Origin of the sequence: Arthrobacter sp. CAN_A214, assembly GCF_015751955.1 — a bacterium.
Lineage (GTDB): Bacteria > Actinomycetota > Actinomycetes > Actinomycetales > Micrococcaceae > Arthrobacter_D.
On sequence record NZ_JADOUU010000030.1, the window covers coordinates 1 to 20,945 of the forward strand.

Consider the following 20,945-nt stretch of genomic DNA (forward strand, 5'->3'; position numbering starts at 1 on the left):
CCACGGCATCAGCCTTGAATTCATTGGTATAACTTGGTCGAGCAGACATGAGAACAATCCTTTCAAAAACTGTCTCACATCAGTAGTACACCTCACAGAAAGCAACACGAGGACAAGGGCGCCACCGGAAAACCCGGGCACCGAATAGATGGAGCCGACAACAAGGGCGATCGCGAGGGTGTTGAGGAGCGCGGCAGTGATCAGGACCGGACGCTGTCCGAGACGGTCCGCAAGGAATCCGAGGACCGGGGCCCCGAGGGCCGACCCGATGCCTACCGCCCCGGCTGCGAAGCCCCCCACTGCATAGGAGCCGCTGGCGGAGGTCGCGAGGGTCAGGGCTCCGACGGTGAGCATGGCCAGCGGGAGCCGGGCGAAAAGGCCGATGGGGAGGAAAGACCGTCCCGCGAGTTTCGGCAGCACTCCGAAGCGGCCGAGCCTGCTTTTCCTGGATGAGGTGACGGGTGCCGTTTCCGGCGTATCTGGAATTTTGTACATTCTTCTTCCGGGTACTGCTCAGGCGCGCATCGTCCCTCCTCCCGATGCGCCCAACCCGGTAACGCCTCCGATTTTACACGCCCTGACGTTGCTCCACGTACTTCAGGGTGGAGCCCTGACGGCCCTTGACGACCTGCAACTGCGCGGGAACCCGCTGCTTCAACTCGGCGACGTGGCTGACAAGCCCCACCACCCTACCTCCACTGCGCAGCCCCTCGAGCGCATCCATGACCTGCTCGAGTGCCTGGTCATCGAGCGAACCGAACCCCTCATCGACGAAGAGGGTTTCGATGTCGAGACCTCCCGCCTCCTGCTGGACGACGTCGGCGAGGCCGAGTGCCATGGCCAGCGATGCCATGAAGGACTCTCCGCCCGAAAGCGTGGAGGTGTCCCTCCGATTACCCGTCCACCCGTCGATGACGTTCAGCCCGAGCCCCGAACGCTTGTTCCCCGCACGAGCGTCGCTGTGGACGAGCGCATACCGGCCGTCGGACATGTCGAGCAGCCGCTCGGTGGCAGCCTCCGCAACCTGTTCCAGCCGGGACGCCAGGACATACGTACTCAGGGACATCTTGTAGGAATTCTCGCCTCCTCCCCTGGCGGAGTCCGCCACCGAGGAGATCAGGAGGTGCTCTTCACGCAGCGGCACCGCCACCTCTTCCTGCCGGCGCAGAAGCGTGCGGTAGGTCCTGATCTGGAGGACCGACTGATCGAGCAGCTGGGCAGCCATGGCCGCGTCTCCTGCCTGCTCGATGAGATGCCCGTGCGCCGTAGTCGCGGCGTCCAGCTCGTGCGGCGTGGGCGCGTGGAGTCCCTTCTCCTCGTCCGCCAGCGCGGAGCGGACTGCGACGTCCTCCTCCTCGATCGCCAGACGGTGTCCGGCGCTGTCGTAACGGCGGATGGCTTCGCCATGGTTTTCGACTGTCCGCAACGGAAGAAGCGCCGCGCGCGCTTCGTCCCTCCCGGAAAAGATCGACGCTTCGAGAACACCCTCCAGCGTCCGGTTGACCTTTTCCAGACGCAGTCCGGTCCGCGCTGCTGATTCGAGGAATTCCTGCGCGCCGGCCAGCAGTGCGGAGCTTTCCGCGATGGCGTCGACCCGGTCCCGAAGGCTTGGGAAATTACCCCGGAAGCCCTCAAGCCGTTGGGACAGCTCGGTCTCCTGTGCCTGCAGACTGGAGACTCGCGCCGCCGCATCGGCTGCACCCTGACGGTCCTGCTCGAGCTCCGCGGCGACCTGCTGCGCCTTCTCCTGCAACTGAACGAGGTCGGCGCCGACCTGTGCGTACTGCCGGGCTGCCTCCTGCGCCTCCCTGAGCCGGTCACGGGCGCGCTCCGTCCCGACGCGGGCCCCGTCGATGGAGCCCGTGCCTCCCAGTGCCGCCAGGCGCGTCGTCTCCATGCCGGCGGCGTCGCGCTCAACCCGTACCTCGTCCAAACGCTGCTCGGCTGCGGATTGCGCCTCGCGCGCCAACTGCTCCTCACCGTGGGTCACCCGGACAGTGCCGTGGGACTCGGCCGGTCGGGGATGTTCGGTGCTGCCGCACACCGCACATCCTTCGCCGTCGATCAGTTGGGAGGCAAGTTCAACTGCCGCCTGCTCCAGGCGCAACTGCAGCTTCGAGAGCCAGGACTCCTTGAGCTCGAGGTGTTCCCGGAACGCGGCCTCATAGGCCGCCTCGGCAGCAACCCGCCGCTGCTCTGCGGCTCCGTGGTCGCGAATGACCTCCTCGACAGCTGCGGCTGCCTCGAGTTCCCTGTTCCGGCTCTCCGTGCCGCGGGCAACCTCCCCCAGTGCCTGTGCTCGTTCCTCTGAGAACTTCCTCGAGCTTTGCAGCTCCTCGGCCCGCCGGACGGCTTCCCGTTCCCGGTCGCGGAGGCGCTCCACGTCGGCGGCAGCGTTTCCGCGGTCGCGGCGCATCGCCGTCAGCCGGTCCTCGTCGGGCAGCGCTGCCCGCAGCACGCCGGCTTCGGCCGACGCTTCCGTGCACGCTGCTGCCAGTCGAGCCGGGGTCAGCAGTTCCGTGGGCACCTTCCCTGGTTCCCCTTTGCGAAGATACGCCCACGCCGGCCCGCTGTCCTCCAGCGCGGCCAGAGCCTCGGCTTTCGCTTCCTGCGCTGCGCCATGTTCCTCGGCAGCTTCCTCCACGGCCCGTAGCTCACCCTCGAGCAGCCGGGCAGCCTGGTGCCTCTCCAGCGCCAGGCGGAGTGCCAGAACCTCGCTCCGCTCGCCGTCGTGCTTTCGTTGCGCTTCCCGCAGGCGGTCAAGGGCGACGGCGCCGGCCCGGCGCGTCTGGAGACGGGCAAGGCAAGCAGCGCCGTCATCGAGTGCCTGCGACAACGCCTGCTTCTCGCTGTGGGCCTCCCGGCACCGGACTCCGAGCAGTTCCAGGAGCCGCTGCACCTTCAGCAGGGCCGGCCCATCCGCGACATCCGGTCGTTCTCCGGCAGCAACCTCCGACTGGACGACGGACCCGGCAGCCCCGGAATCGGGAGAATCAGCAGAAACAGCATCGGGAGAATCGGAGGAATCAGCCTCGGGCGGCTCGAGGGAGATGCCGTGGCGGGCTGCTTCGTCGACAGCGCGCCTCAGCGTGTGATGCTGCTCGGCCTCGGCGGCGGCGAGCGCCGACGCAGCGGCCCGTGCCTTCTCCGTCAGCAGCACCTCGAGGTTCTCGAACCGGTCCGTCGAGAAAAGCCGTTGCAGGAGTGCCCCGCGCGATTTCGCGTCGGAGTGCAGGAATGCGGCGAACTCCCCCTGCGGCAGCATCACCACCCGGGTGAACTGCTCCTTGTCCATACCGAGCAGTGCCCGGAGCTCACCGGCCGCCTCGTCGTTGCGGCTCGACTTCTGGACCCAAACCTCCCCCACCAGTTCACTCAGAAGGGTTCGCGCCTGCTCGGTGGTTGTTCCATCGCCGCCCCGCTTCGAGGGCCGGTCCCACTGCGGCGAACGTTCCACCCGGAACCGGCGGTTCGCCACCGTGAATTCGAGCTCCACCTCCGGGGCGAGGCCCACCGGGGCATGATCACTCCGCAACCGCTTGGCCGCATTCCGTGTACCCGGGAGTGAACCGTACAGCGCGAAGCAGATGGCGTCGAGCACGCTCGATTTCCCCGCACCCGTGGGTCCATTGAGCAGGAACAGCCCCTGGGCGGCGAGCGCGTCGAAATCGACGCTCTGCTTCTCGGCGAACGGCCCGAAGGCCTGGATGGAGAGCGAATGGAGCCTCATGGAAGGTGTCCCCCTCTCAGCGTTCCGCCGCGGAGCCCAGCGCCGCGTCGATGGTGGTGTCGATGAGCGCCCGTTCTCCCGGTGACGCCTGCCGGCCCCGAACGTGTTCGAGAAATCCGCAACAGATGCCGGCATCGTCCTTGGCGTCGGCGATCCGCTGGCTGTACGTCCGGGTGTCCTCGGACGATTTCCCCTCGGGGGCGAAGACAAGGACGAGAGTCTCAGGGAAGCGTTCGCGCAACCGGTCCATGGCGCGTGGCGGGCGCTCGGGATCGGTCAGCGTCACCTGGCAGTAGGCGGCCTCGGCCCAGACCAGGGCTTCATCATTCAGGAGGTGGTCGAGGCGTCCCTCCAGCACCGCGAGCTGCTTGGGCGCCGGCCAGTGGACGGGGATGATTCCTCCAAGGCCGGCCGCCGAGAATTCCACGAGCCAGGCTCCCTTCGTCTGCCTCGCTTCAGAAAAGGAATAGGGCAGGGGCGAGCCCGAATATCTCACCGTGGGGGTCAGTTGCTGCTGGCCATGGAGGTGCCCCAGGGCTGTGTAGTCGAACCGTTCGAAGAGGCTGAGGGGCACCGCCCCCAGTCCGCCGAGGGCCAGTTCCCGTTCACTGTCCGAACTGGTGCCGCCGCTCGCGAAGGTGTGTGCCATCACCAGCGAGTGGACGGTCCCCGAACGCCGCCGCCGTCGAAGGTCGGCGTCGACCAGTTCGAGGGCCGCCTCCGTGACTGCTGCGTGGGTGGGCCGCTCGGCGTTGAGTGCGGTTGCGACGATTCGCGGCTCCAGGTAGGGCACCCCGTAGATCGCGAGCTCCGCCCCCGGACCGAGGGGCAGCAGCACCGGGCGGGCAAGATCCTCGAGACGGGTGCGCAGGTGCACGCCACCGCGTTCGAGAATCCTGCCTCCGAATCCCAACCGGGTAGCGGAATCGTGGTTTCCACTGGAGATGATGACCTGCGCTCCAGCGGCGGTCAGGCGCTCCAGCGCGTCGTCGAAGAGTTCGACGACGTCCACCCCCGGGAGGGCGCGGTCGTAGACGTCTCCGGAAATGAGGACGACGTCGACCTCCGATTCCCTCACCGTCTTCTCGAGGTTGTCGAGGAAGATACGCTGCGCGGCGAGGGTCCCGGTGCCGTGGAACGACCGGCCGAGGTGCCAGTCGGAAGTGTGGAGTAACCGCATGGTCAGAACCTACCTCGCTGGTCGGACAATCAGGGACGAAGCGTCGCGGGCCTACCTTCCGGCCTTCTCGAACGAGGGGTCATCGCCGTCGCGCCGGGCAATAGCCGCGTCGACGGTACCTCCGGTGACGGGTGCGGTGTCGTGGTGTGCGGTGTCGTTGTGGGCGGCGTCATCGTGGGCGGCGTCATTGTCGTCCTGGTCGAAGAACGACCGCGATCCCGGGGACGAAGTTTCGGCCGGGGACGCGGCCGAGGGCGCGGCCGGGGACGCAGTCGAGGGAGCGGCCGGGGACGCGGGCGCGGTTACCACAGCGGCGTCAGCGGGAGGTGCGGTTTCCTAGGACGACATATCCGCGCTCCGGTAGATCAGGCCGGCGAGGACCGCTCCGACCACCGGCGCCGCCCAGAAGAGCCACAGCTGCTCGAGGGCCCAGCTCTCCGAGAAGATGGCTGCCGCGGTCGAACGAGCGGGGTTCATCGAGCCGTTGGTGATCGGCAGCAGCACCGTCAGCAGGGCGGCATAGGTCAGGCCGACGGCGAAAGGTGCCACCGCCTTGTTGGCGAGGCGCGCCGTCGCACCGAGGAACACCGCAACGAGAAGTGCCGTGGCCACCACTTCGGCGAGGAACGAACTCGCAAGGGGGAACTGTACGGCCGAATGGTCGTCGAAGCCGTTCGCGCCGACGGAGAACAGCGTGGTCGAGGCGGGCAACTGGTCGTTGGCGCTGAGGATCAGCCACAGGAGGCCGGCTGCCGCCACCGCTCCGAGGACCTGAGCCACGATGTAGGGGACCACCGAGCGCCATGGCGTCCTGCCGGCAACGGCTGAACCAAGGGTGACGGCGGGAATGAAATGCCCACCGGACACATGTCCGAACGCGATCATCGCCGCGAGCAGGCCGAACCCGAAAGCAAGGACGGGGGCAATGCCGGCATCGGTATTCAGGGTCGTGACGCCGATTCCGGCCAGGACGAGGAGGAAGGATCCGGCTCCCTCGGCCGCCGACCTCGCTCCCAGCCCGTAGGTGCGGGACGAAACCGGGGCGTCGCCTTCCCGGCGCGGTTCGGCGGACAGGGCGTGCGGCAGTTCGTGCGACATGAAGGAGAGTTCCCTTGATTGACGGGCTGGGTTCGGAGATCAACGGGCCGAACCGGTTCAGCGTTCCATCCTAGACTGGGCGGTTCCTGAAACCGCAGTGCACCGGCCAGGAGGCGGGTCCTACAGCGCCCGTCCGCCTAGACTGGTTCGGTGGCAATTCAACCGACATATCCTGACCGGGTTCTGGGCTGCCTCCTTGGGGGAGCCCTCGGCAATGCCCTCGGCTACGCACAGCAGCAGCCGACGACGCCGGAGAATCCCCTCGCACTGCTGCAGCACCCGCGCGGCCCGGTGGGCAGTCTTCCGTTCGCTGAGGACACCCAGCTCACGCTGTACACGGTGGACGGCCTCGTGGACGCACTGGAGTGGGCCAACGATGGCGTCGCCGCCGACGAGACCGCGTGCCTCTGGCTGGCCTACCTCCGTTGGCTCGCCACCCAGGGCGAAGTTCCCGCCCCGATCGCGCCGTCGCCGCCTCCCCGCCCGATCGACCGCCACACCGTGCTGCACACGCGCCGCAATCCGGGGAGCACATCGATCACCGGCCTGCGAACCGGCGAGATGGGGACCGGGTACCGCCCGGTCAACCAATCCGCGCAGGATGCCGGAGCACTGTCCCGCTCCGCGCCCTTCGGGCTGGTGCCCCGCATTCCCCTCGGCATGGTGGACAAACTCACGAGGGACGCCGCGGCCCTCACCCATGGCCACAGTGCGGCGAAGACCGGTGCCGTGGTTTTCGCGACCCTGATCCACCGGATGGTTGTCGAATCCTGCCCACTCGCCGACGCGGTCGACCGGGCAGCAGAGCAGGCGATCGAGGCCGGGAACGGCGACCTCGCCGCAGCACTGACCCGTGCCGTGGGCTTGGCTACCGCAGACGCACCGGCTCCCCCGGACATCGAGGCCGAGCTCGGTTCCGGCGGAACGGCGACCGGGGCGCTGGCCCTGGCTGTCTACGCGGTGCTCGCCGCTGCGCCCGGGAATGCTGCAGGAAGAGGCCCCGGTGGCATTCCCGGTCCCAGCGCCCGTCAACACGCCCTTGCTGCGCTGCAGCTCGCTGTGGACAACGGAGGCAATCCCGCCACCACGGGATCGCTGGCCGGGAACCTGATCGGCGCGCTCTACGGAATCGAGGCGTTCTCCAGCGAAGCGTTGGACCGGGTCGAGGGAGCCGACGCGGTCCGGGAAACGGCGTCCGCCCTGATCGGTGCCATTGCAGGAGAAAAGTCCCGGCTCTGATCCTGCGGTGATGCACATCGTCAGCAACAGTCGGGGTGCACCGGCTTCCCTATGGGCTGGTCACCGGCCAGAATCCGCCGGTCATCTGGAGGAACTCCGCTTCGGAGAGCACCTCGATGCGCTGCCCGCGCTCATGCAGGTCGAGCACGCGCCTCGCCTTGCCGGTGATGCGGCCGTTCCGGAGGTCGGCAGCAACGAAACCGTCCCCGACCACCAGGACGGTGGTTTTCCGCGTGACGGCACTCGCAGGCTGCGCGCCGAGCCGGGCAGCCCTCTCCTTCGCCTGCGGCCGCGGCAGGCCGAGGGTTCCCGTGAAGACGACGGTCTCCCCGTACAGCGGATGGGTGGGGTCCGCCTGGGCGTTGGCGGGAGGGTTCGGTCCCTCCTCCGGCCAGCCGGCCCACGGCGTCGACGGCCCCTTCCCGAGCGCCGTCCGGGTGGCCTTCGAAATCTCGTGGACGCCCGGCTCATAAGCTTCGGCACGGGACATCGGCAACTGGTGGGATGCCACGAGCGCCTCAACCGTGTCCACGGAGTTCAGCCGCGCCATGTCGATCAGGATCCCGGCGCAGGCACGCGCGTCCTCCACTGCGTCGTGGTGGTTGAGAAGCGGAACGCCCGCCGCTTCGGCGACGAACGGAAGGGAGTACGACGCCAGGGAATAGTTGCGCCGGGACAGCAGGACCGTGCACGCATAGTCCCATCCCGGTCCTGCCAGTTCGGAGACCTCGAGGGCCGAGCGCAGGACGCCGAGGTCGAATGCCGCGTTGTGGGCCACCAGGACGTCACTGCCGATGAAGCCGCCGATCTCGGCGAAAAGGTCACCGAACCTCGGCTCCCGGGCCACTTGATCGGCGGTGATGCCGTGGATGGCCATGTTCCTCGGATCGAAGTGGTCGTGGCCGGCGGGCGGCCTCATCAGCCAGGAGGCTTCCTCCACCACTCGGCCCGCCCGAACCTTGGTCAATCCGACGGCGCAGGGTGATCCCCGAAACCCGTTGGCCGTCTCGAAGTCGATGGCCGTGAACTCAATTCCCACCCGACAAGTTTAGCCGCTGCAGCGGCTCCTACTTCGCCTTCGGGCTCCGGCGGTACTTGCGCACCTTGGTCACCACGAAGTAGACGGCTACCAGCACCACGGCGATGATGACGATCCGCTGGAAGACGCTCGCATACTCCTCGACGATGTGCCAGTTCTCCCCCAGGTAGAACCCTGCGAGCACGAAGATGGAGTTCCAGATCAGGCTGCCCGCCGTGGTGAGGACCAGGAACACGGTCAGGGACATCCGCTCGATGCCGGCCGGGATGGAGATCAGGCTTCGGAAGAGCGGGATCATGCGTCCGAAGAACACGGCACTGTGGCCATGCCGGTTGAACCATGCCTCGACCTTATCGATGTCCTCGACGTCGATCAGGGGTACCTTGGCCACGATCGCGCGCATCCGTCGTCGTCCGAGTGCCGCTCCCAGCCCGTACAGCGCGAGGGCGCCCACCACCGAACCGAGGGTGGTCCAGAAGATCGCTTCGAACAGGGAGAAGTTCCCCCGGCTCGCCGTGAACCCGGCCAGCGGAAGGATGACTTCGCTGGGCAGCGGCGGAAAAAGGTTCTCCAGGGCGATCGCCAGGCCCGCACCGGGTGCGCCGATGGTCTCCATCAAGTTGACCGCCCAGTCGGCGATACCGCCCAACGCGGATCCGTCGGGAGAGGACATGAGTACCGGGCGCAGAAGTGTAGTCATAACCTCTCAAGTCTGCCTCATGCCCACCGACATCCCCCAAACCGGGTGCTCCCGTCAGACGGGTTCCTGCTCCTGCAGGGCCCGGACGAGGGAGGGCATCAGGGCACGGAAAGCAAGGCCCCGGTGGCTGATCGCGTTCTTCTCGACGCCGCTCAATTCGGCGCAGGTACGGTCCATGCCGGACGGCACCAGCACCGGATCGTAGCCGAAGCCCCCGGAGCCACGGGGTGCGGTGAGCAGCGTTCCGCGGAGTTCGCCTTCCTCGACGGACAGGACTCCCTCCGGCGCGGCGAGCGCTGCGGCGCACCGGAAGGCCGCACCACGCTGGCCTGCGGGAATATCGGACAGCTGGGCAAGGAGCAGCGAGAGGTTCGCGGCGTCGTCGCCATGGCGCCCTGCCCACCGCGCAGAGAAGATGCCGGGCGCTCCGTTCAGGACGTCGACGGCGAGCCCGGAATCGTCGGCCACCGCGATCAGGCCTGTTGCCCGGGCCGTCTGCTCGGCTTTCAGGACAGCGTTGGCCGCGAACGTCACCCCGCTCTCGACGACGTCGGGGGCACCTGCCGTTTCGGCGTCGATCACCTGGGTGTCGACGTCGAGTCCGGCCACCTGGCCCCTCAGCAGTTCGCGCAGTTCGCGCAGTTTGCCCGGGTTGCGTGTGGCGAGGACCAGGCGGGGCGCAGCCGGCTCAGGCAAGCGGGGAGTCCTTCAGGGTGTCGAGCTGGATCTCGGCCAACTGGGCCGTGCCCAGCAGCGCGAGGTCGAGGAGCGCGTCGAGCTCGTCGCGGTCGAACGGGGCGCCCTCCGCGGTGCCCTGCACCTCCACGAACTTGCCGGAGCCGGTGACCACCACATTCATGTCCGTCTCGGCGCGCACGTCCTCCACGTAGGGAAGATCGAGCATGGGGACGCCGTCGATGATGCCGACGCTGACGGCTGCGACGGTGTCGGTGAGGGGTGACGCCGAGGCGGGGATGAGCTTCTTGTCCTTGGCGTACCGGATTGCATCGGCGAGCGCCACGTAGGCCCCGGTGATCGCAGCGGTGCGCGTGCCGCCGTCGGCCTGGAGCACGTCGCAGTCGAGGACGATGGTGTTCTCGCCGAGCGCCTTCGTGTCGATGATGGAGCGCAGCGAGCGGCCGATCAGCCGCGAGATCTCGTGGGTGCGTCCGCCGATCTTCCCCTTCACCGATTCCCGGTCCGACCGCGTGTTGGTGGCGCGGGGAAGCATCGCGTACTCGGCGGTAACCCATCCCCGGCCCTCACCCTTGAGCCAGCGGGGCACGCCGCTGGTCAGGGAGGCGGTGCACAGGACCCGGGTGTTGCCGAATTCGATGAGCGCGGATCCCTCGGCCTGCTTGGACCACCCGCGCGTGATGCTGATGTTCCTCAGCTGGTCCGGTGTGCGGCCGTCGGCCCGGAGTTCCGGTGCAGCGGGCAGGGCGGCGGAGGGCACTGAGGAGGAGGGGCTGGTGGCTGGGCTCATGGTGCCAGTCTAAACCGGCAGCAGATCACACCGTGTAGGAGACGCCGGCCACAGCGACGGCGAGGCTTCCCGTGTAGCTCGACCGGGCCTCACCCACGGTCACGTTCGCGTCGTTCCACACGGGCAGGTGCGTGAGCAGGAGCCGCTTGACCGACGCCGCCGTCGCCACCTGGCCTGCACGCCGCCCGGTCAGGTGGACACCGCTGATGGCATCGTCGCGCCCCTCGTGGAAAGCGGCCTCGCAGAGGAAGATGTCCGACGCCGAAGCCGCCTCGATCAGCCCGTCGCAGGCGTCGGTGTCTCCGGAATAGGTGAGCACCCTCCGCTCCTCGGCGCCGTCCCCGTTGGCCTCGGTCACCTCCACCCTGAGGGCGTAGGCCTCCTCGACCGGGTGCAGCACCGGGAACGGCGTGATCGTGAACGGCCCCACCTGTACGGGCGCACGAGCGGTCCAGGAGCTGAACTGGAAGTCCTCGTGCATGCCGGGGTCCAGTTCGAGGCCGTAGGCGGTGGCCATCCGGTCGGCGGTGGCGGCCGGACCCCAGACCGGGATCCGAGGGCGATTCCATCCGGACGGGTCCCAGTGCACCGCCACGTGCAGCCCGCACAGATCCATGCAGTGGTCGGGATGCAGGTGGGAGAGGAACACGGCGTCGATCTCGCGCAGGTCGATGTAGCGCTGCAGCGCGCCGAGGGAACCGTTGCCGAGATCCAGCAGTATCCGCCAGGTACGCCCGTCGGCTTCCGCGGAGAGCAGGTAGCACGACGCCGGCGACTGCGGCCCGGGAAACGAGCCGCTGCAACCCACGATGGTGAGTTTCATCGGTCCGCATTCCCGGCGGCCGCGATCACGTCCGGTGTGAGGATGGCCATGCTGCCCGTGGGGTATTGCTCCGCCAGGTGGTCCACGTGCTGCACGCTGAGGACTTCGGGGCCGAGGAATCGCCGGGCAAGCACCTCGAAGGAAGCTGCGTTCCCCGTGGCGATGAAACGGTGTGCCGCGGCCGAGGTGTCATCGGCCAGGAGGCCGTTGGACACCAGCGCACGGTAGACGTCCTTCGCCGTCTCCTCGGCGCTCGAAACGAGGGTGACGCCGTCGCCCATCACGTAGGAGATGACCGCCGTGAGGAGCGGGTAATGGGTGCATCCGAGCACGAGGGTGTCGACGTCGGCCGCCTGGAGCGGCGCGAGGTACTTCTCGGCGGTGCGGAGCAGATCCGGCCCTGCCGTGACACCGGCCTCGACGAATTCTACGAACGCCGGGCACGCAGCCGAGGTGACGGTGAGGTGGGGTGCGGCGGCGAACGTGTCGTCGTAGGCGCGCGACCCGACGGTCGCGGAGGTGCCGATGACGCCGATCCGCCCACTCCGTGTCGACGCGACCGCGCGGCGGACCGCTGGCTGGATCACTTCGATCACGGGGATCCCGTATCGAGCCGTGTAGCGTTCGCGGGCGTCGCGCAGCACGGCAGCGGAAGCGGAGTTGCAGGCGATCACGAGGAGCTTGACACCGGAATCGACGAGGTCGTCCATGACCGCCAGCGCATGCGCTCTCACCGCAGCGATCGGGAGGGGTCCGTAGGGGCCGTTCGCGGTGTCGCCGACGTACATGATGGACTCGTGCGGGAGCTGGTCGATGACCGCCCGCGCAACGGTGAGTCCTCCGACGCCGGAGTCGAAGATGCCGATCGGCGCTCCGGTTTCTTTCCATCGTGCACCGACGGCAGTGTCTGGGCTCATAGTCTATTGACAATAGGACCTGCCGCTCCCAAAGAACGAACTCGACGGGAGTGGTTCTTGTCACAGCCGGATCGTCAGCGCTCCTGCCGGCCCGTCACCAGCAGCGCCTGGACGAGCGACTCCTGGAGCCAGGTCACGAAATTGTAGACCAGGGCCAGGTAGGACTCCACGTCCTCGACGTCGGAGGAATCCCCCACGTCGTGGAGTTTCTCGGCGTCGTCCTCCGTCTCGATGCCCAGGCGGTCGGCCAGCACCAGCCGGACATCGTTGAGTGCCTGCGCCATGAGCCGGGCCTGCCCGGGGTTCAGCAGCACGGGATTGCCTTCGAGGAGCAGCGCGCTGCTGCGGAGCGCACTGATCTTCTGCTCCCGGAGGGAGCGCTCGGTGAGCCGGCGGAACTCAAGGGCTTCGTCGTCGTTGGCGCGGACGCCGTCAGGCAGCAGGCGACGCACCGCGGAGTCCGACGGCGCCACCGCCTCGGTGTCCATTCCCACCATCGCCGCGAGCGGGTCGGAACTGGCCGCGGTTTCCGGTTCGAGCATGGAGATGATGTCGCGGAACAGGTTCCCGAGCAGCCGCACCTCGCCGGGCTCGAGGGAGCCGGAGATGCCGCGCCGAGTCGATTTGAACGCCTTGGCCACGCGCTACTCGCTTCCGGCTTTTTCGAAGGTGGCCCACAATCCGTAGGAATGCATCGCCACGGTATCCTGCTCAGCCGTTTCACGGTTCCCCGAGGCGACGGCGGACCTGCCCTTCTCATGCACCTCGAGCATCAGGCGGCGGGCCTTCGCTTCGCTGTACCCGAAGTAGTCCTGGAAGACGAAGCTCACGTAGCTCATGAGGTTCACCGGGTCATTCCACACCACCACGATCCACGGCTGGTCGAGGGCTGTTCCTACTTCCGACTGCACCTCTTCCCGAGTGCCGGTGTCCGTCGCAAAGCCAACTGTCATAGTTTCCAGTCTAGGACGCCGGGAAGCCGACCGGTTCCGGTACTCTCACCGGATCCGCACCGCTAAGGTTTTGAGGGTGACCACTGCCCCGACGAATTCCGCCCTGTTCACCGACCAGTACGAGCTCACCATGCTGCAGGCGGCCCTCCATTCCGGAGCGGCACACCGCAGATCCGTGTTCGAAGCCTTTGCGCGGCGCCTGCCGGACGGCCGCCGGTACGGCGTGGTGGCAGGCACCGGGCGGCTGCTCGAATCCCTGGCAGCCTTCCGGTTCGGATCGGAGCAACTGGACTTCCTCTCGTCGAACTTCGTCGTGGACGATCCGACACTCGAGTGGCTCGCGGATTTCTCCTTCCGCGGCGACATCTTCGGATACGCGGAAGGGGAAGCCTACTTTCCCCACTCGCCCATCCTGATCGTCGAATCGACCTTCGCCGAAGCCTGCATCCTCGAAACCCTCGTGCTGTCCATCCTGAACCACGACAGCGCCATTGCGGCAGCAGCCTCGCGGATGACGGGGGCGGCCGCCGGACGCCCCTGCATCGAGATGGGGTCGCGCCGCACGCACGAGGAGGCCGCCGTGGCCGCCGCACGGTCCGCCGTGATCGGCGGTTTCGCGAGCACGTCCAACCTCGAGGCGGGCCGCCGGTACGGCGTTCCCACGGTGGGCACCGCCGCCCACTCCTTCACCCTCCTCCATGACAGCGAGCGGGAGGCCTTCGAGGCGCAGGTCGCCTCACTGGGCAAGGAAACCTCCCTGCTCGTGGACACGTACGACGTCGAGAAGGGCGTCCGCACCGCCGTCGACGTCGCGGGGCCGGATCTCGGAGCCGTGCGCCTGGATTCCGGCGACCTCGTGGCGCAGGCCCGTTGGGTGCGGGAACTGCTCGACGACCTCGGCAACACCAGCACGAAGATCGTGGTGACCTCCGACCTCGACGAATTCGCGATCGGCCTGCTGGCCTCGGCGCCGGTTGACTCCTACGGGGTAGGGACGTCGCTGGTCACCGGGTCCGGCGCCCCGACCGCCGGCCTGGTCTACAAGCTCGTGAGCCGCCAGGACGACGACGGCCGGTTCGTCTCGGTGGCGAAGGCAGCAAAGAACAAGGCCTCCGTGGGCGGACGGAAATACGCGCTCCGCCGGCTGGACGGCAACGGCGGGGCGACCGCCGAGGTACTCGGCGTCGGCATGCCGCCCGCCGACGACGGCGATGACCGCACGCTCCTGCACCAGCTCGTCCGGGACGGCGAGGTCCTTCCCGGCTGGACAGGTCCCGAAGCCGTCCGGCGCGCCGCCGAATGCCACCAGCGATCGCTCGCTGAACTGCCCGGAGCCATCCGGCGCCTGCAGCGCGGCGAACCTGTTATCCCCACCGAATACGAGGAGAACAACCCATGACACGCGCCCTGATTCTTGTCGATGTCCAGAATGATTTCTGCGAGGGCGGTTCGCTCGCCGTCGACGGCGGAGCCGCAGTGGCCGCCGACCTCAGCGACCACATGGACGCGCACGCCGGCACCTATGACTATGTGGTTGCGACCCAGGACTGGCACATCGACCCGGGACCGCACTTTTCCGACGCCCCGGATTACATCGACTCCTGGCCTGTGCACTGCGTCGCGGGCACCAAGGGCGCAGAGTTCCACCCGGACCTCGACACCGAGGGCATCGACGCCGTCTTCCGGAAGGGGCAGTACGAGGCCGCGTACTCCGGCTTCGAGGGCGTCAAGGCGCCCGACGACGAAGTGCCGAGCGGTGAGCGGAAGCTCGCGGGCGCCCTTCCTGAAACGGACGAGCCCCTCCTGACCCTCGATGACTGGCTCCGCGAGCACGAGGTGGAGGAAGTGGTGCTCGCCGGCCTGGCCACGGACCACTGCGTACGTGCCACCGCGCTGGACGCACTGCAGGCCGGATATTCGGTCTCGCTGCTCACTGCGCTCACGCGCGGCGTGGACGGTGAGCGCACCGCCGACACCCTCGACGAACTGGAGGCTGCGGGCGTGGAGCTGTTGCGTTAGGCAGCAAGCCCCTGCTCGTTCCTGATCAACCGCGACATCATCCTCAATACGGTGAACCCGGGTCCGGTCAACACCGGCTACCTCGACATGGGAACGGCCGACCGGCCCTCCGAGGTGCTCGAATCAGTGCTCGCCCACTTCCCCACGGGCCGTTTCGGAGAGCCCGATGATCCGGCCCGCCTCATCGCCTGGCTGATCAGCGACGAAGGCAGGTGGATGGTCGGTCAGGTACTGGATACCGAGGGCGGATTCCGCCGCTGGTAGCCCGCCCTGCGGGACGAGGGCGGCTGGGTACACCTACCATTGAAAAGACGCGATCGGTAACGGCCCCCACCAACGCACCGCAGGAAAGGCGACCGCCATGTGGATCTGTCGAGCCTGTGCTGTCGAGCACGAGGAGGACGCCGACGGTTGCGTCATCTGCGCCGACGAGCGGCAATACGTGCCCGTCGCCGGACAACGGTGGACCACCCTCTCCGAACTGACCGAGGCTGGTCACCGGACCCGTGTGACGGAGCTGGAGCCGGATCTTTTCGGTATCACCGTTGAGCCCAAAGTCGGTATCGGACAGCAGGCCCACCTGGTGCGCACCGGAGCCGGGAATCTCCTCTGGGATCCGAACGGTTACGTCGACGGCCACGCCGTGCAGCGGGTCCGCGAGCTCGGCGAGGTAGTCGGGATCGTGGCGAGCCATCCCCACATGTTCGGGGTGCAGGTGGAATGGAGCAGGAAACTCGGCGGTGTCCCAGTGCTCGTCGCCGCGCCGGACCTGCACTGGGTCGCGCGACCGGACCCGGCGATCCACCCATGGTCAGGGACGCTCGAGATCCTGCCCGGGCTCACGCTCTCCCAGCCCGGCGGCCACTTCCCCGGCAGCGCGATCGCACATTGGGCGTCCGGTGCCGGCGGAAAGGGAGTATTGCTCGCAGGGGACACGATCCAGACGAATCCGGATCGAGCGTCGGTGACGTTCCTGCGCAGCTACCCCAACCGGATCCCGCTGTCAGCAGCAGTGGTGGAACGGATCACCCAGGCAACCGAAGTGTTCACCTTCGACCGGCTGTACGACAACCTCGGCGGCGCTATCGCCGCCGATGCGCGCGACGTGGTGCGCTTCTCCGCCAACCGGTACATTTCCTGGATTCGCGGCGACTTCGATCACCTCACCTAGGATGAAGCTTCTGCGCAGGATGCCATGGCGGAGCAGGAGGACCATCCGCAGTCGACGCTGCTACCGCCCGGCTGGGCTGCCGCCGTCGTCCATGCTTCGGACAGGTCCCTCGCGCGCTTCTGGAAGGCGCGCTTCTGCTCACCGCTCCTTCCCCGCCACCAGGCGTCGCCGGCCGCGTACGCGGAGGGCCCTACTTGCGCCCGATGAACCAGTCCTGCAGTTTCTTCAGGCGGCGCTGGAGCTGCTCCTCGTTGGCCTGCGCCACGGCCGGCCCGCCACAGGCCTTGCGCAGTTCGGTGTGCACCATGCCGTGCGGTGTGCCGGTCCGGGCCGACCAGGCCGACACGTTCTTGGCCAGCTGTCCGCGGAGCTCGGTCAACTGCCGGTGATCCACCACCTGCCCCTCCGCGGGCAGCCCGGCGGGCGCCGCAGGTGCGCCTGCGCGCCCACGACGTCGGGATTGCTGCTCCTGCTGGCGCTGACGCAGCAGGTGTCCCACCTGGTCGGCGTCGAGCAGGCCGGGGATGCCGAGGAAGTCCTGCTCATCCTCGCTGCCCATCTCGCCGCCGGTTCCGAACTCGCCGCCGTCGAACAGCACGCGGTCGAAGGACGCCTGTGATTCGAGCGCCTCGAACTTCTGTTTGGTGAGTGAATCCGACGCCTTCTCCTCGCGGTTCGCAGCCTCCATCAGGCTGTCCTCCAGCGCGAAGGCGTCCTCTTCTCCCGTCTCGGGGCGGTCCAGAGCGTGGTCGCGCTCGAGCTCGAGCTGGTTGGCCAGCGCCATGAGGTTGGGCACCGAAGGCAGGAAGATCGACGCCGTCTCGCCCCGGCGTCGGGCACGCACGTAGCGCCCGACCGCCTGCGCGAAGAACAATGGTGTGGCGGTCGACGTCGCATACACGCCGACGGCCAGTCGGGGGACGTCCACACCCTCGGACACCATCCGGACCGCTACCATCCACCGCTTGTCGCCGTCGGAGAATTCCTCGATCTTCGAGGAGGCTTTGGCATCGTCGGAAAGGATCACCGTGGCGGATTCTCCGGTGATCTTCTTGAGCTGCCCGGCATAGGCGCGGGCGTCGTCGTGGTCGGTCGCGATCACCAGCCCGCCGGCGTCGTGCACAGTGCGCCGCACCTCGGTGAGACGCCTGTCCGCTGCGGCGAGGACCGCGGGAATCCACTCGCCGGATGGGTTGAGCGCGGTCCGCCAGGCCTGCGCAGTGATGTCCTTGGTGACCGCAGCCTCGCCGAGCGACGCCGCCATTTCCTCGCCCGCACTGGTGCGCCAGCGCATCTGACCCGAATAGGCCATGAACATCACGGGACGCACCACGTGGTCGCGCAGCGCCTCGCCATAGCCGTAGGTGTAGTCGGACCGTGACCGGCGAATGCCGTCGCCGTCCGCCACGTAGTCGACGAAGGGGATTGCTGCGGTGTCCGAACGGAAGGGGGTTCCCGTCAGGGCAAGACGCCGGACGGCGGGCTCGAAGGCTTCGCGGATGCCGTCACCCCAGGACAGCGCGTCACCGCCGTGGTGGATCTCGTCGAGAATGACGAGCGTTTTCGCGCCCTCGGTCTTGGCGCGGTGGAGCATCGGCTTGCTCGCAACCTGCGCGTACGTCACCGCGACCCCGATGAAGCTGCCGCCGTGCCGCCCGTCGGCATTCTTGAAGTTCGGGTCGATCGCAAGCCCCACCCGCGCCGCGGCGTCGGCCCACTGCCGCTTGAGGTGGTCCGTCGGCGCGACCACGGTGATACGGTTCACGATTCCCCGCTCCACCAACTCGGTGGCCACCCGAAGGGCGAAAGTCGTCTTTCCGGCGCCGGGGGTGGCTACGGCCAGAAAATCACGGGATGATCCGGCGAAGTATTTTTCGAGTGCTTCGCTCTGCCACTGCCGCAGCTTGGGTGCGGTGCCCCAAGCTGCCCGCTCCGGATAGGCGGGGGGCAGGGCTGCGCCGGCACCGAACAGGGTGTCACTACTCACGCCGGGACAGTACCTTCCATCGCTTTTCTGGGATCCTGGGAAGCACCGGCGTCGTTGGCCTGTGCCCCTCTCAGACCCGAAACTATACCTGCTGCGGCAAACACACACAGAGCCAGCCAGATCGCAACAAAGACCGAAACCTGCCCCGGCTCGGCAGGGTCCCGCAAGAGCGCGAAGAGGGCGCCCGCTCCGGCTGTTCCCACCACTCCCCCGAGCTGATCCGAGATCTGGAGGGATGCCGAGTTCCGGCCCTGCTCATGGGCGGAGGAGAGCTTCAGCACCAGCACGGAGGTGCTGGAGAGCGTCATGCCCATCGCGAATCCGGAAAAGGCCCACACCATTGCCAGAAGCCAGAGAGGCGCCTCCACCGACGACGCCAGCGCGAACCCTCCGAGCGAAAGTGACAGGACCGTTGATCCGGCCACGAGCAACCACTCCCGCCGGAAACGCACCCGGACCTGCAGGAAGGACCCGCCGGTCCAGCCCAGGGCTCCGGCGCTGAGGGCAAGGCCTGCCGTGGCCGCATCGAATCCGCGCGCGGAGACGAGCATGAGCGGGATGAAGGCCTCGGCGCCGAAGAATGCCACGTTCACGAACCCCCGCGTGGCGATGATGCTCGGGAGGCCCTTCGCGAGCATCAGGGTACCCGGAGGCAGTAGCCCGGGCAGGGTCAGGAAAACGGTGATCAGGCCCGCTCCGGCGAGCAGGAGGTATGCAGTCACCGAAAAGGCGCTGCCGCTGCCGTCTGCGGCGAGCCGGCTGAGTGCCCACTGTGCGGCGAAGACTCCCCCGGCGAGACCGACGCCCCGGAGGGCGCGCTGCCGTCCGGAGCCTCCGGCGGTCGAGCCGGCGTTATCGGTGCCGGAGTTCCTGATGCCCTGCTCACCCGTTCCGGCGCCGTCTCCTCCGGTCGGGTCGAGCTCCCCCGTCTTCGGCCAGACGATCAGCACCGCCGCCGATACGATGGGCGCGACGCCGAGGAACACCCAGCGCCAGCCCAGGTTCTCGGCAACGACGCCGGCAACGAGGGGACCCACCAGGGCAGGCACCACCCAGGCCGCGGACAGCCAGCCGAACACGACGGGCTGGACGTGCTGGGGGTAGGCGCGGGCGATCACCACATAGAGCGCAACGATCATGAAGCCGCCGCCCAGACCGGAGATGGCCCGCCCCACCGTCACGAGCCAGAAAGCCGGCGCGGCGCCGGCGGCGAGGAGGCCGAGGATCATGAGGGACATTCCCACACCGAGCGCCGGGCGCGGACCCCGCCGGTCGCACCAGGACCCCGCGAGGACCGTTCCGAGCAGGGACGCCGTCAGGTACATCGAGAAGGCGAGCCCGTAGCTCGCTTCGCCCTGAAGCTCGCTCGCGACGGACGGCATGGCGGTGACCACGGCCATCGCCTCGAAGGCGGCACAGGTGATGATGGCAAGGATGCCGACAGTCAGCGGCCGCAGCTCCGGAGACATGGCCCCGGTGGATCGGGGGGATCTGGAAGTCTCACTCATCGAGGCTGGAATGACACGTGTCGGATCCCGGCCCTACTTCTTCGGGTCGTCCTTGCCTGGACGCAATCCGTTGTAGATGTCCTTGCACTCGGGACAGACAGGAAACTTCTCGGGATCGCGCCCTGGGGTCCACACTTTTCCGCACAAGGCGATGACCGGCTCCCCGGTGAAGGCCGACTCCATGATCTTTTCCTTGCGCACGTAGTGCGCAAACCGCTCGCGGTCACCGGGCTCAACCTCTTCACGCACTTCTTCGCGCTCGATGGTTGCCGTTGAACCTCCCGTTCCCGGGTTGTCCAGCGGATCATTGTCAAAGGGATCTGAGGGCATACTCATGTCGCCAGTCTATCGTCCGCCCTTCGCCGCAGGGCCTCCGCGGATCGCGGGACTTCGCCTCGTTGCCATCGCACTTCTCGGCTGCTGCCTACTTGTTGACGGATACCGCCGACAGCAGTTCCGGGCCCCTCGAGTCATACCAGCGGCCCCCGATGCGGACCCCGACAACGAGTGCTCCGGCACCGAGGATCATTCCGGCCAGAAGCGTCAGCCAACCGAACAGCGGATCGCCTGTGACGAAATAGAGGACCGTCAGGATGATCTCCGGCAGCGCGAGCACGAGCAGCACGAGCCATCCGACGAACTGGATGCCGAACATCGCGAAGTTGGTGCCGGGAGGAGTCTTGAAGGGGCTCTCCCCGGGAAGCGGCACGTTATAGGTGTAGCGGGCCGACACCATGCAGGAAAGCCCGGTACCCGTCAGTAACAGACCGGCGGACAGGCCCAGTATTACGGGAAGGTCCTGCGGGTTGCCCGTCAGCAGAACCGGCACCACGGTGAAGACCAGGGCAAGTGGAATGCCGAAGATCAGGAGCCCCGCGGCCCGGCCGGCACGGTCCGCCCGCCCGCTGACGCCCGTCGAGAGGTGCAGCGAGAACGCCGTGTTGTCATAGGCGATATCCGCCGAGATGGACCACGCCAGCAGGAAAGCGGTGATGGGTCCGGTTACGTCCCGCTGAGTGGTGGAGTTTTCTCGACACCGTGCGGGTCAGTTCTTTGATTATGCTGCAGTGAGTTCTGGGAGCAAAACTGTTTCCT

22 protein-coding genes and 1 pseudogene are annotated in these 20,945 nt (G+C 67.6%); 6 read left to right on the forward strand and 17 right to left on the reverse strand.

The window, feature by feature from the left end; all coding sequences use genetic code 11:
• The 5 genes and pseudogenes from IWX65_RS15310 to IWX65_RS15330 all read right to left on the reverse strand — a co-directional run.
• Window positions 1-495, reverse strand: a pseudogene (locus IWX65_RS15310) (hypothetical protein); the annotation flags it as partial.
• A 73-nt stretch (window positions 496-568) separates the two neighbouring features.
• Window positions 569-3,730 carry an AAA family ATPase gene (locus IWX65_RS15315; protein ID WP_196884203.1) on the reverse strand — a complete coding sequence of 1,054 codons (3,162 nt, stop codon included), beginning with the start codon at window positions 3,728-3,730 and terminating at the stop codon, window positions 569-571.
• Window positions 3,731-3,746: 16 nt separating this feature from the next.
• Window positions 3,747-4,910: an exonuclease SbcCD subunit D gene (locus tag IWX65_RS15320; protein ID WP_196884206.1), complete on the reverse strand. Its 1,164-nt coding sequence runs from the start codon at window positions 4,908-4,910 to the stop codon at window positions 3,747-3,749.
• A 51-nt stretch (window positions 4,911-4,961) separates the two neighbouring features.
• Window positions 4,962-5,219, reverse strand: a complete 258-nt coding sequence (locus IWX65_RS15325) for a hypothetical protein (protein WP_196884208.1) — start codon at window positions 5,217-5,219, stop codon at window positions 4,962-4,964.
• A gap of 27 nt (window positions 5,220-5,246) precedes the next feature.
• Window positions 5,247-6,008, reverse strand: coding sequence for an aquaporin (locus IWX65_RS15330; protein WP_196884210.1), 762 nt, complete (start codon window positions 6,006-6,008; stop codon window positions 5,247-5,249).
• Between the two features lie 150 nt (window positions 6,009-6,158).
• On the opposite strand from IWX65_RS15330, the gene IWX65_RS15335 reads away from it, so the two are divergent.
• Window positions 6,159-7,247: an ADP-ribosylglycohydrolase family protein gene (locus IWX65_RS15335; protein WP_196884212.1), complete on the forward strand. Its 1,089-nt coding sequence runs from the start codon at window positions 6,159-6,161 to the stop codon at window positions 7,245-7,247.
• A gap of 49 nt (window positions 7,248-7,296) precedes the next feature.
• Here IWX65_RS15335 and IWX65_RS15340 read toward each other — a convergent pair whose 3' ends face one another.
• From IWX65_RS15340 to clpS, 8 genes are all read right to left on the reverse strand, one after another.
• Window positions 7,297-8,286: an exonuclease domain-containing protein gene (locus tag IWX65_RS15340; protein ID WP_196884214.1), complete on the reverse strand. Its 990-nt coding sequence runs from the start codon at window positions 8,284-8,286 to the stop codon at window positions 7,297-7,299.
• Window positions 8,287-8,314: 28 nt separating this feature from the next.
• The gene (locus IWX65_RS15345) at window positions 8,315-8,986 is read right to left on the reverse strand and encodes a DedA family protein (protein WP_334683912.1); all 672 of its coding nucleotides are present in this window, start codon (window positions 8,984-8,986) and stop codon (window positions 8,315-8,317) included.
• 54 nt (window positions 8,987-9,040) lie between these two features.
• Window positions 9,041-9,682: an RdgB/HAM1 family non-canonical purine NTP pyrophosphatase gene (gene rdgB / locus IWX65_RS15350; RefSeq protein ID WP_196884216.1), complete on the reverse strand. Its 642-nt coding sequence runs from the start codon at window positions 9,680-9,682 to the stop codon at window positions 9,041-9,043.
• Window positions 9,675-10,472, reverse strand: a complete 798-nt coding sequence (gene rph / locus IWX65_RS15355) for a ribonuclease PH (protein ID WP_334683913.1) — start codon at window positions 10,470-10,472, stop codon at window positions 9,675-9,677. The genes rdgB and rph overlap by 8 nt, the downstream gene beginning before the upstream one ends.
• A 25-nt stretch (window positions 10,473-10,497) precedes the next feature.
• On the reverse strand, window positions 10,498-11,295 hold the full coding sequence (locus tag IWX65_RS15360) for an MBL fold metallo-hydrolase (protein ID WP_196884217.1): 798 nt from the start codon (window positions 11,293-11,295) through the stop codon (window positions 10,498-10,500).
• On the reverse strand, window positions 11,292-12,212 hold the full coding sequence (gene murI, locus IWX65_RS15365) for a glutamate racemase (protein WP_196884219.1): 921 nt from the start codon (window positions 12,210-12,212) through the stop codon (window positions 11,292-11,294). Before murI ends, IWX65_RS15360 begins: the two co-directional genes overlap by 4 nt.
• Before the next feature lie 74 nt (window positions 12,213-12,286).
• Entirely contained in the window at window positions 12,287-12,853 is a 567-nt protein-coding gene (locus tag IWX65_RS15370) for a DUF2017 domain-containing protein (RefSeq protein WP_196884221.1), read from the reverse strand.
• Between the two features lie 3 nt (window positions 12,854-12,856).
• Window positions 12,857-13,165 (reverse strand): ATP-dependent Clp protease adapter ClpS, encoded by a 309-nt coding sequence (gene clpS / locus IWX65_RS15375; RefSeq protein ID WP_196884223.1) that lies wholly within the window; start codon window positions 13,163-13,165, stop codon window positions 12,857-12,859.
• Between the two features lie 76 nt (window positions 13,166-13,241).
• On the opposite strand from clpS, the gene IWX65_RS15380 reads away from it, so the two are divergent.
• From IWX65_RS15380 to IWX65_RS15400, 5 genes are all read left to right on the forward strand, one after another.
• The gene (locus tag IWX65_RS15380; RefSeq protein ID WP_334683914.1) at window positions 13,242-14,564 is read left to right on the forward strand and encodes a nicotinate phosphoribosyltransferase; all 1,323 of its coding nucleotides are present in this window, start codon (window positions 13,242-13,244) and stop codon (window positions 14,562-14,564) included.
• The gene (locus tag IWX65_RS15385; protein WP_196884227.1) at window positions 14,561-15,184 is read left to right on the forward strand and encodes an isochorismatase family protein; all 624 of its coding nucleotides are present in this window, start codon (window positions 14,561-14,563) and stop codon (window positions 15,182-15,184) included. The genes IWX65_RS15380 and IWX65_RS15385 overlap by 4 nt, the downstream gene beginning before the upstream one ends.
• A gap of 24 nt (window positions 15,185-15,208) precedes the next feature.
• The gene (locus IWX65_RS15390; RefSeq protein ID WP_334683915.1) at window positions 15,209-15,448 is read left to right on the forward strand and encodes an SDR family oxidoreductase; all 240 of its coding nucleotides are present in this window, start codon (window positions 15,209-15,211) and stop codon (window positions 15,446-15,448) included.
• Between the two features lie 97 nt (window positions 15,449-15,545).
• Window positions 15,546-16,355, forward strand: coding sequence for a hydrolase (locus tag IWX65_RS15395; RefSeq protein WP_196884229.1), 810 nt, complete (start codon window positions 15,546-15,548; stop codon window positions 16,353-16,355).
• 24 nt (window positions 16,356-16,379) lie between these two features.
• The gene (locus IWX65_RS15400) at window positions 16,380-16,562 is read left to right on the forward strand and encodes a hypothetical protein (RefSeq protein WP_196884231.1); all 183 of its coding nucleotides are present in this window, start codon (window positions 16,380-16,382) and stop codon (window positions 16,560-16,562) included.
• On the opposite strand, the gene IWX65_RS15405 is transcribed toward IWX65_RS15400, so the two are convergent.
• The 4 genes from IWX65_RS15405 to IWX65_RS15420 all read right to left on the reverse strand — a co-directional run bounded on the left by IWX65_RS15405 (window position 16,546) and on the right by IWX65_RS15420 (window position 20,682).
• Window positions 16,546-18,342, reverse strand: coding sequence for a DEAD/DEAH box helicase (locus IWX65_RS15405; RefSeq protein ID WP_196884233.1), 1,797 nt, complete (start codon window positions 18,340-18,342; stop codon window positions 16,546-16,548). The two genes, IWX65_RS15400 and IWX65_RS15405, sit on opposite strands and share 17 nt — an antisense overlap.
• Window positions 18,339-19,850: an MFS transporter gene (locus IWX65_RS15410; RefSeq protein ID WP_196884234.1), complete on the reverse strand. Its 1,512-nt coding sequence runs from the start codon at window positions 19,848-19,850 to the stop codon at window positions 18,339-18,341. The genes IWX65_RS15405 and IWX65_RS15410 overlap by 4 nt, the downstream gene beginning before the upstream one ends.
• A gap of 33 nt (window positions 19,851-19,883) precedes the next feature.
• A complete protein-coding gene (locus IWX65_RS15415; RefSeq protein ID WP_026532815.1) occupies window positions 19,884-20,186 on the reverse strand; it encodes a DUF3039 domain-containing protein in 303 nt (100 codons plus the stop codon).
• A gap of 88 nt (window positions 20,187-20,274) precedes the next feature.
• On the reverse strand, window positions 20,275-20,682 hold the full coding sequence (locus IWX65_RS15420; protein WP_196884237.1) for a hypothetical protein: 408 nt from the start codon (window positions 20,680-20,682) through the stop codon (window positions 20,275-20,277).
• Window positions 20,683-20,945: the final 263 nt, after the last annotated feature.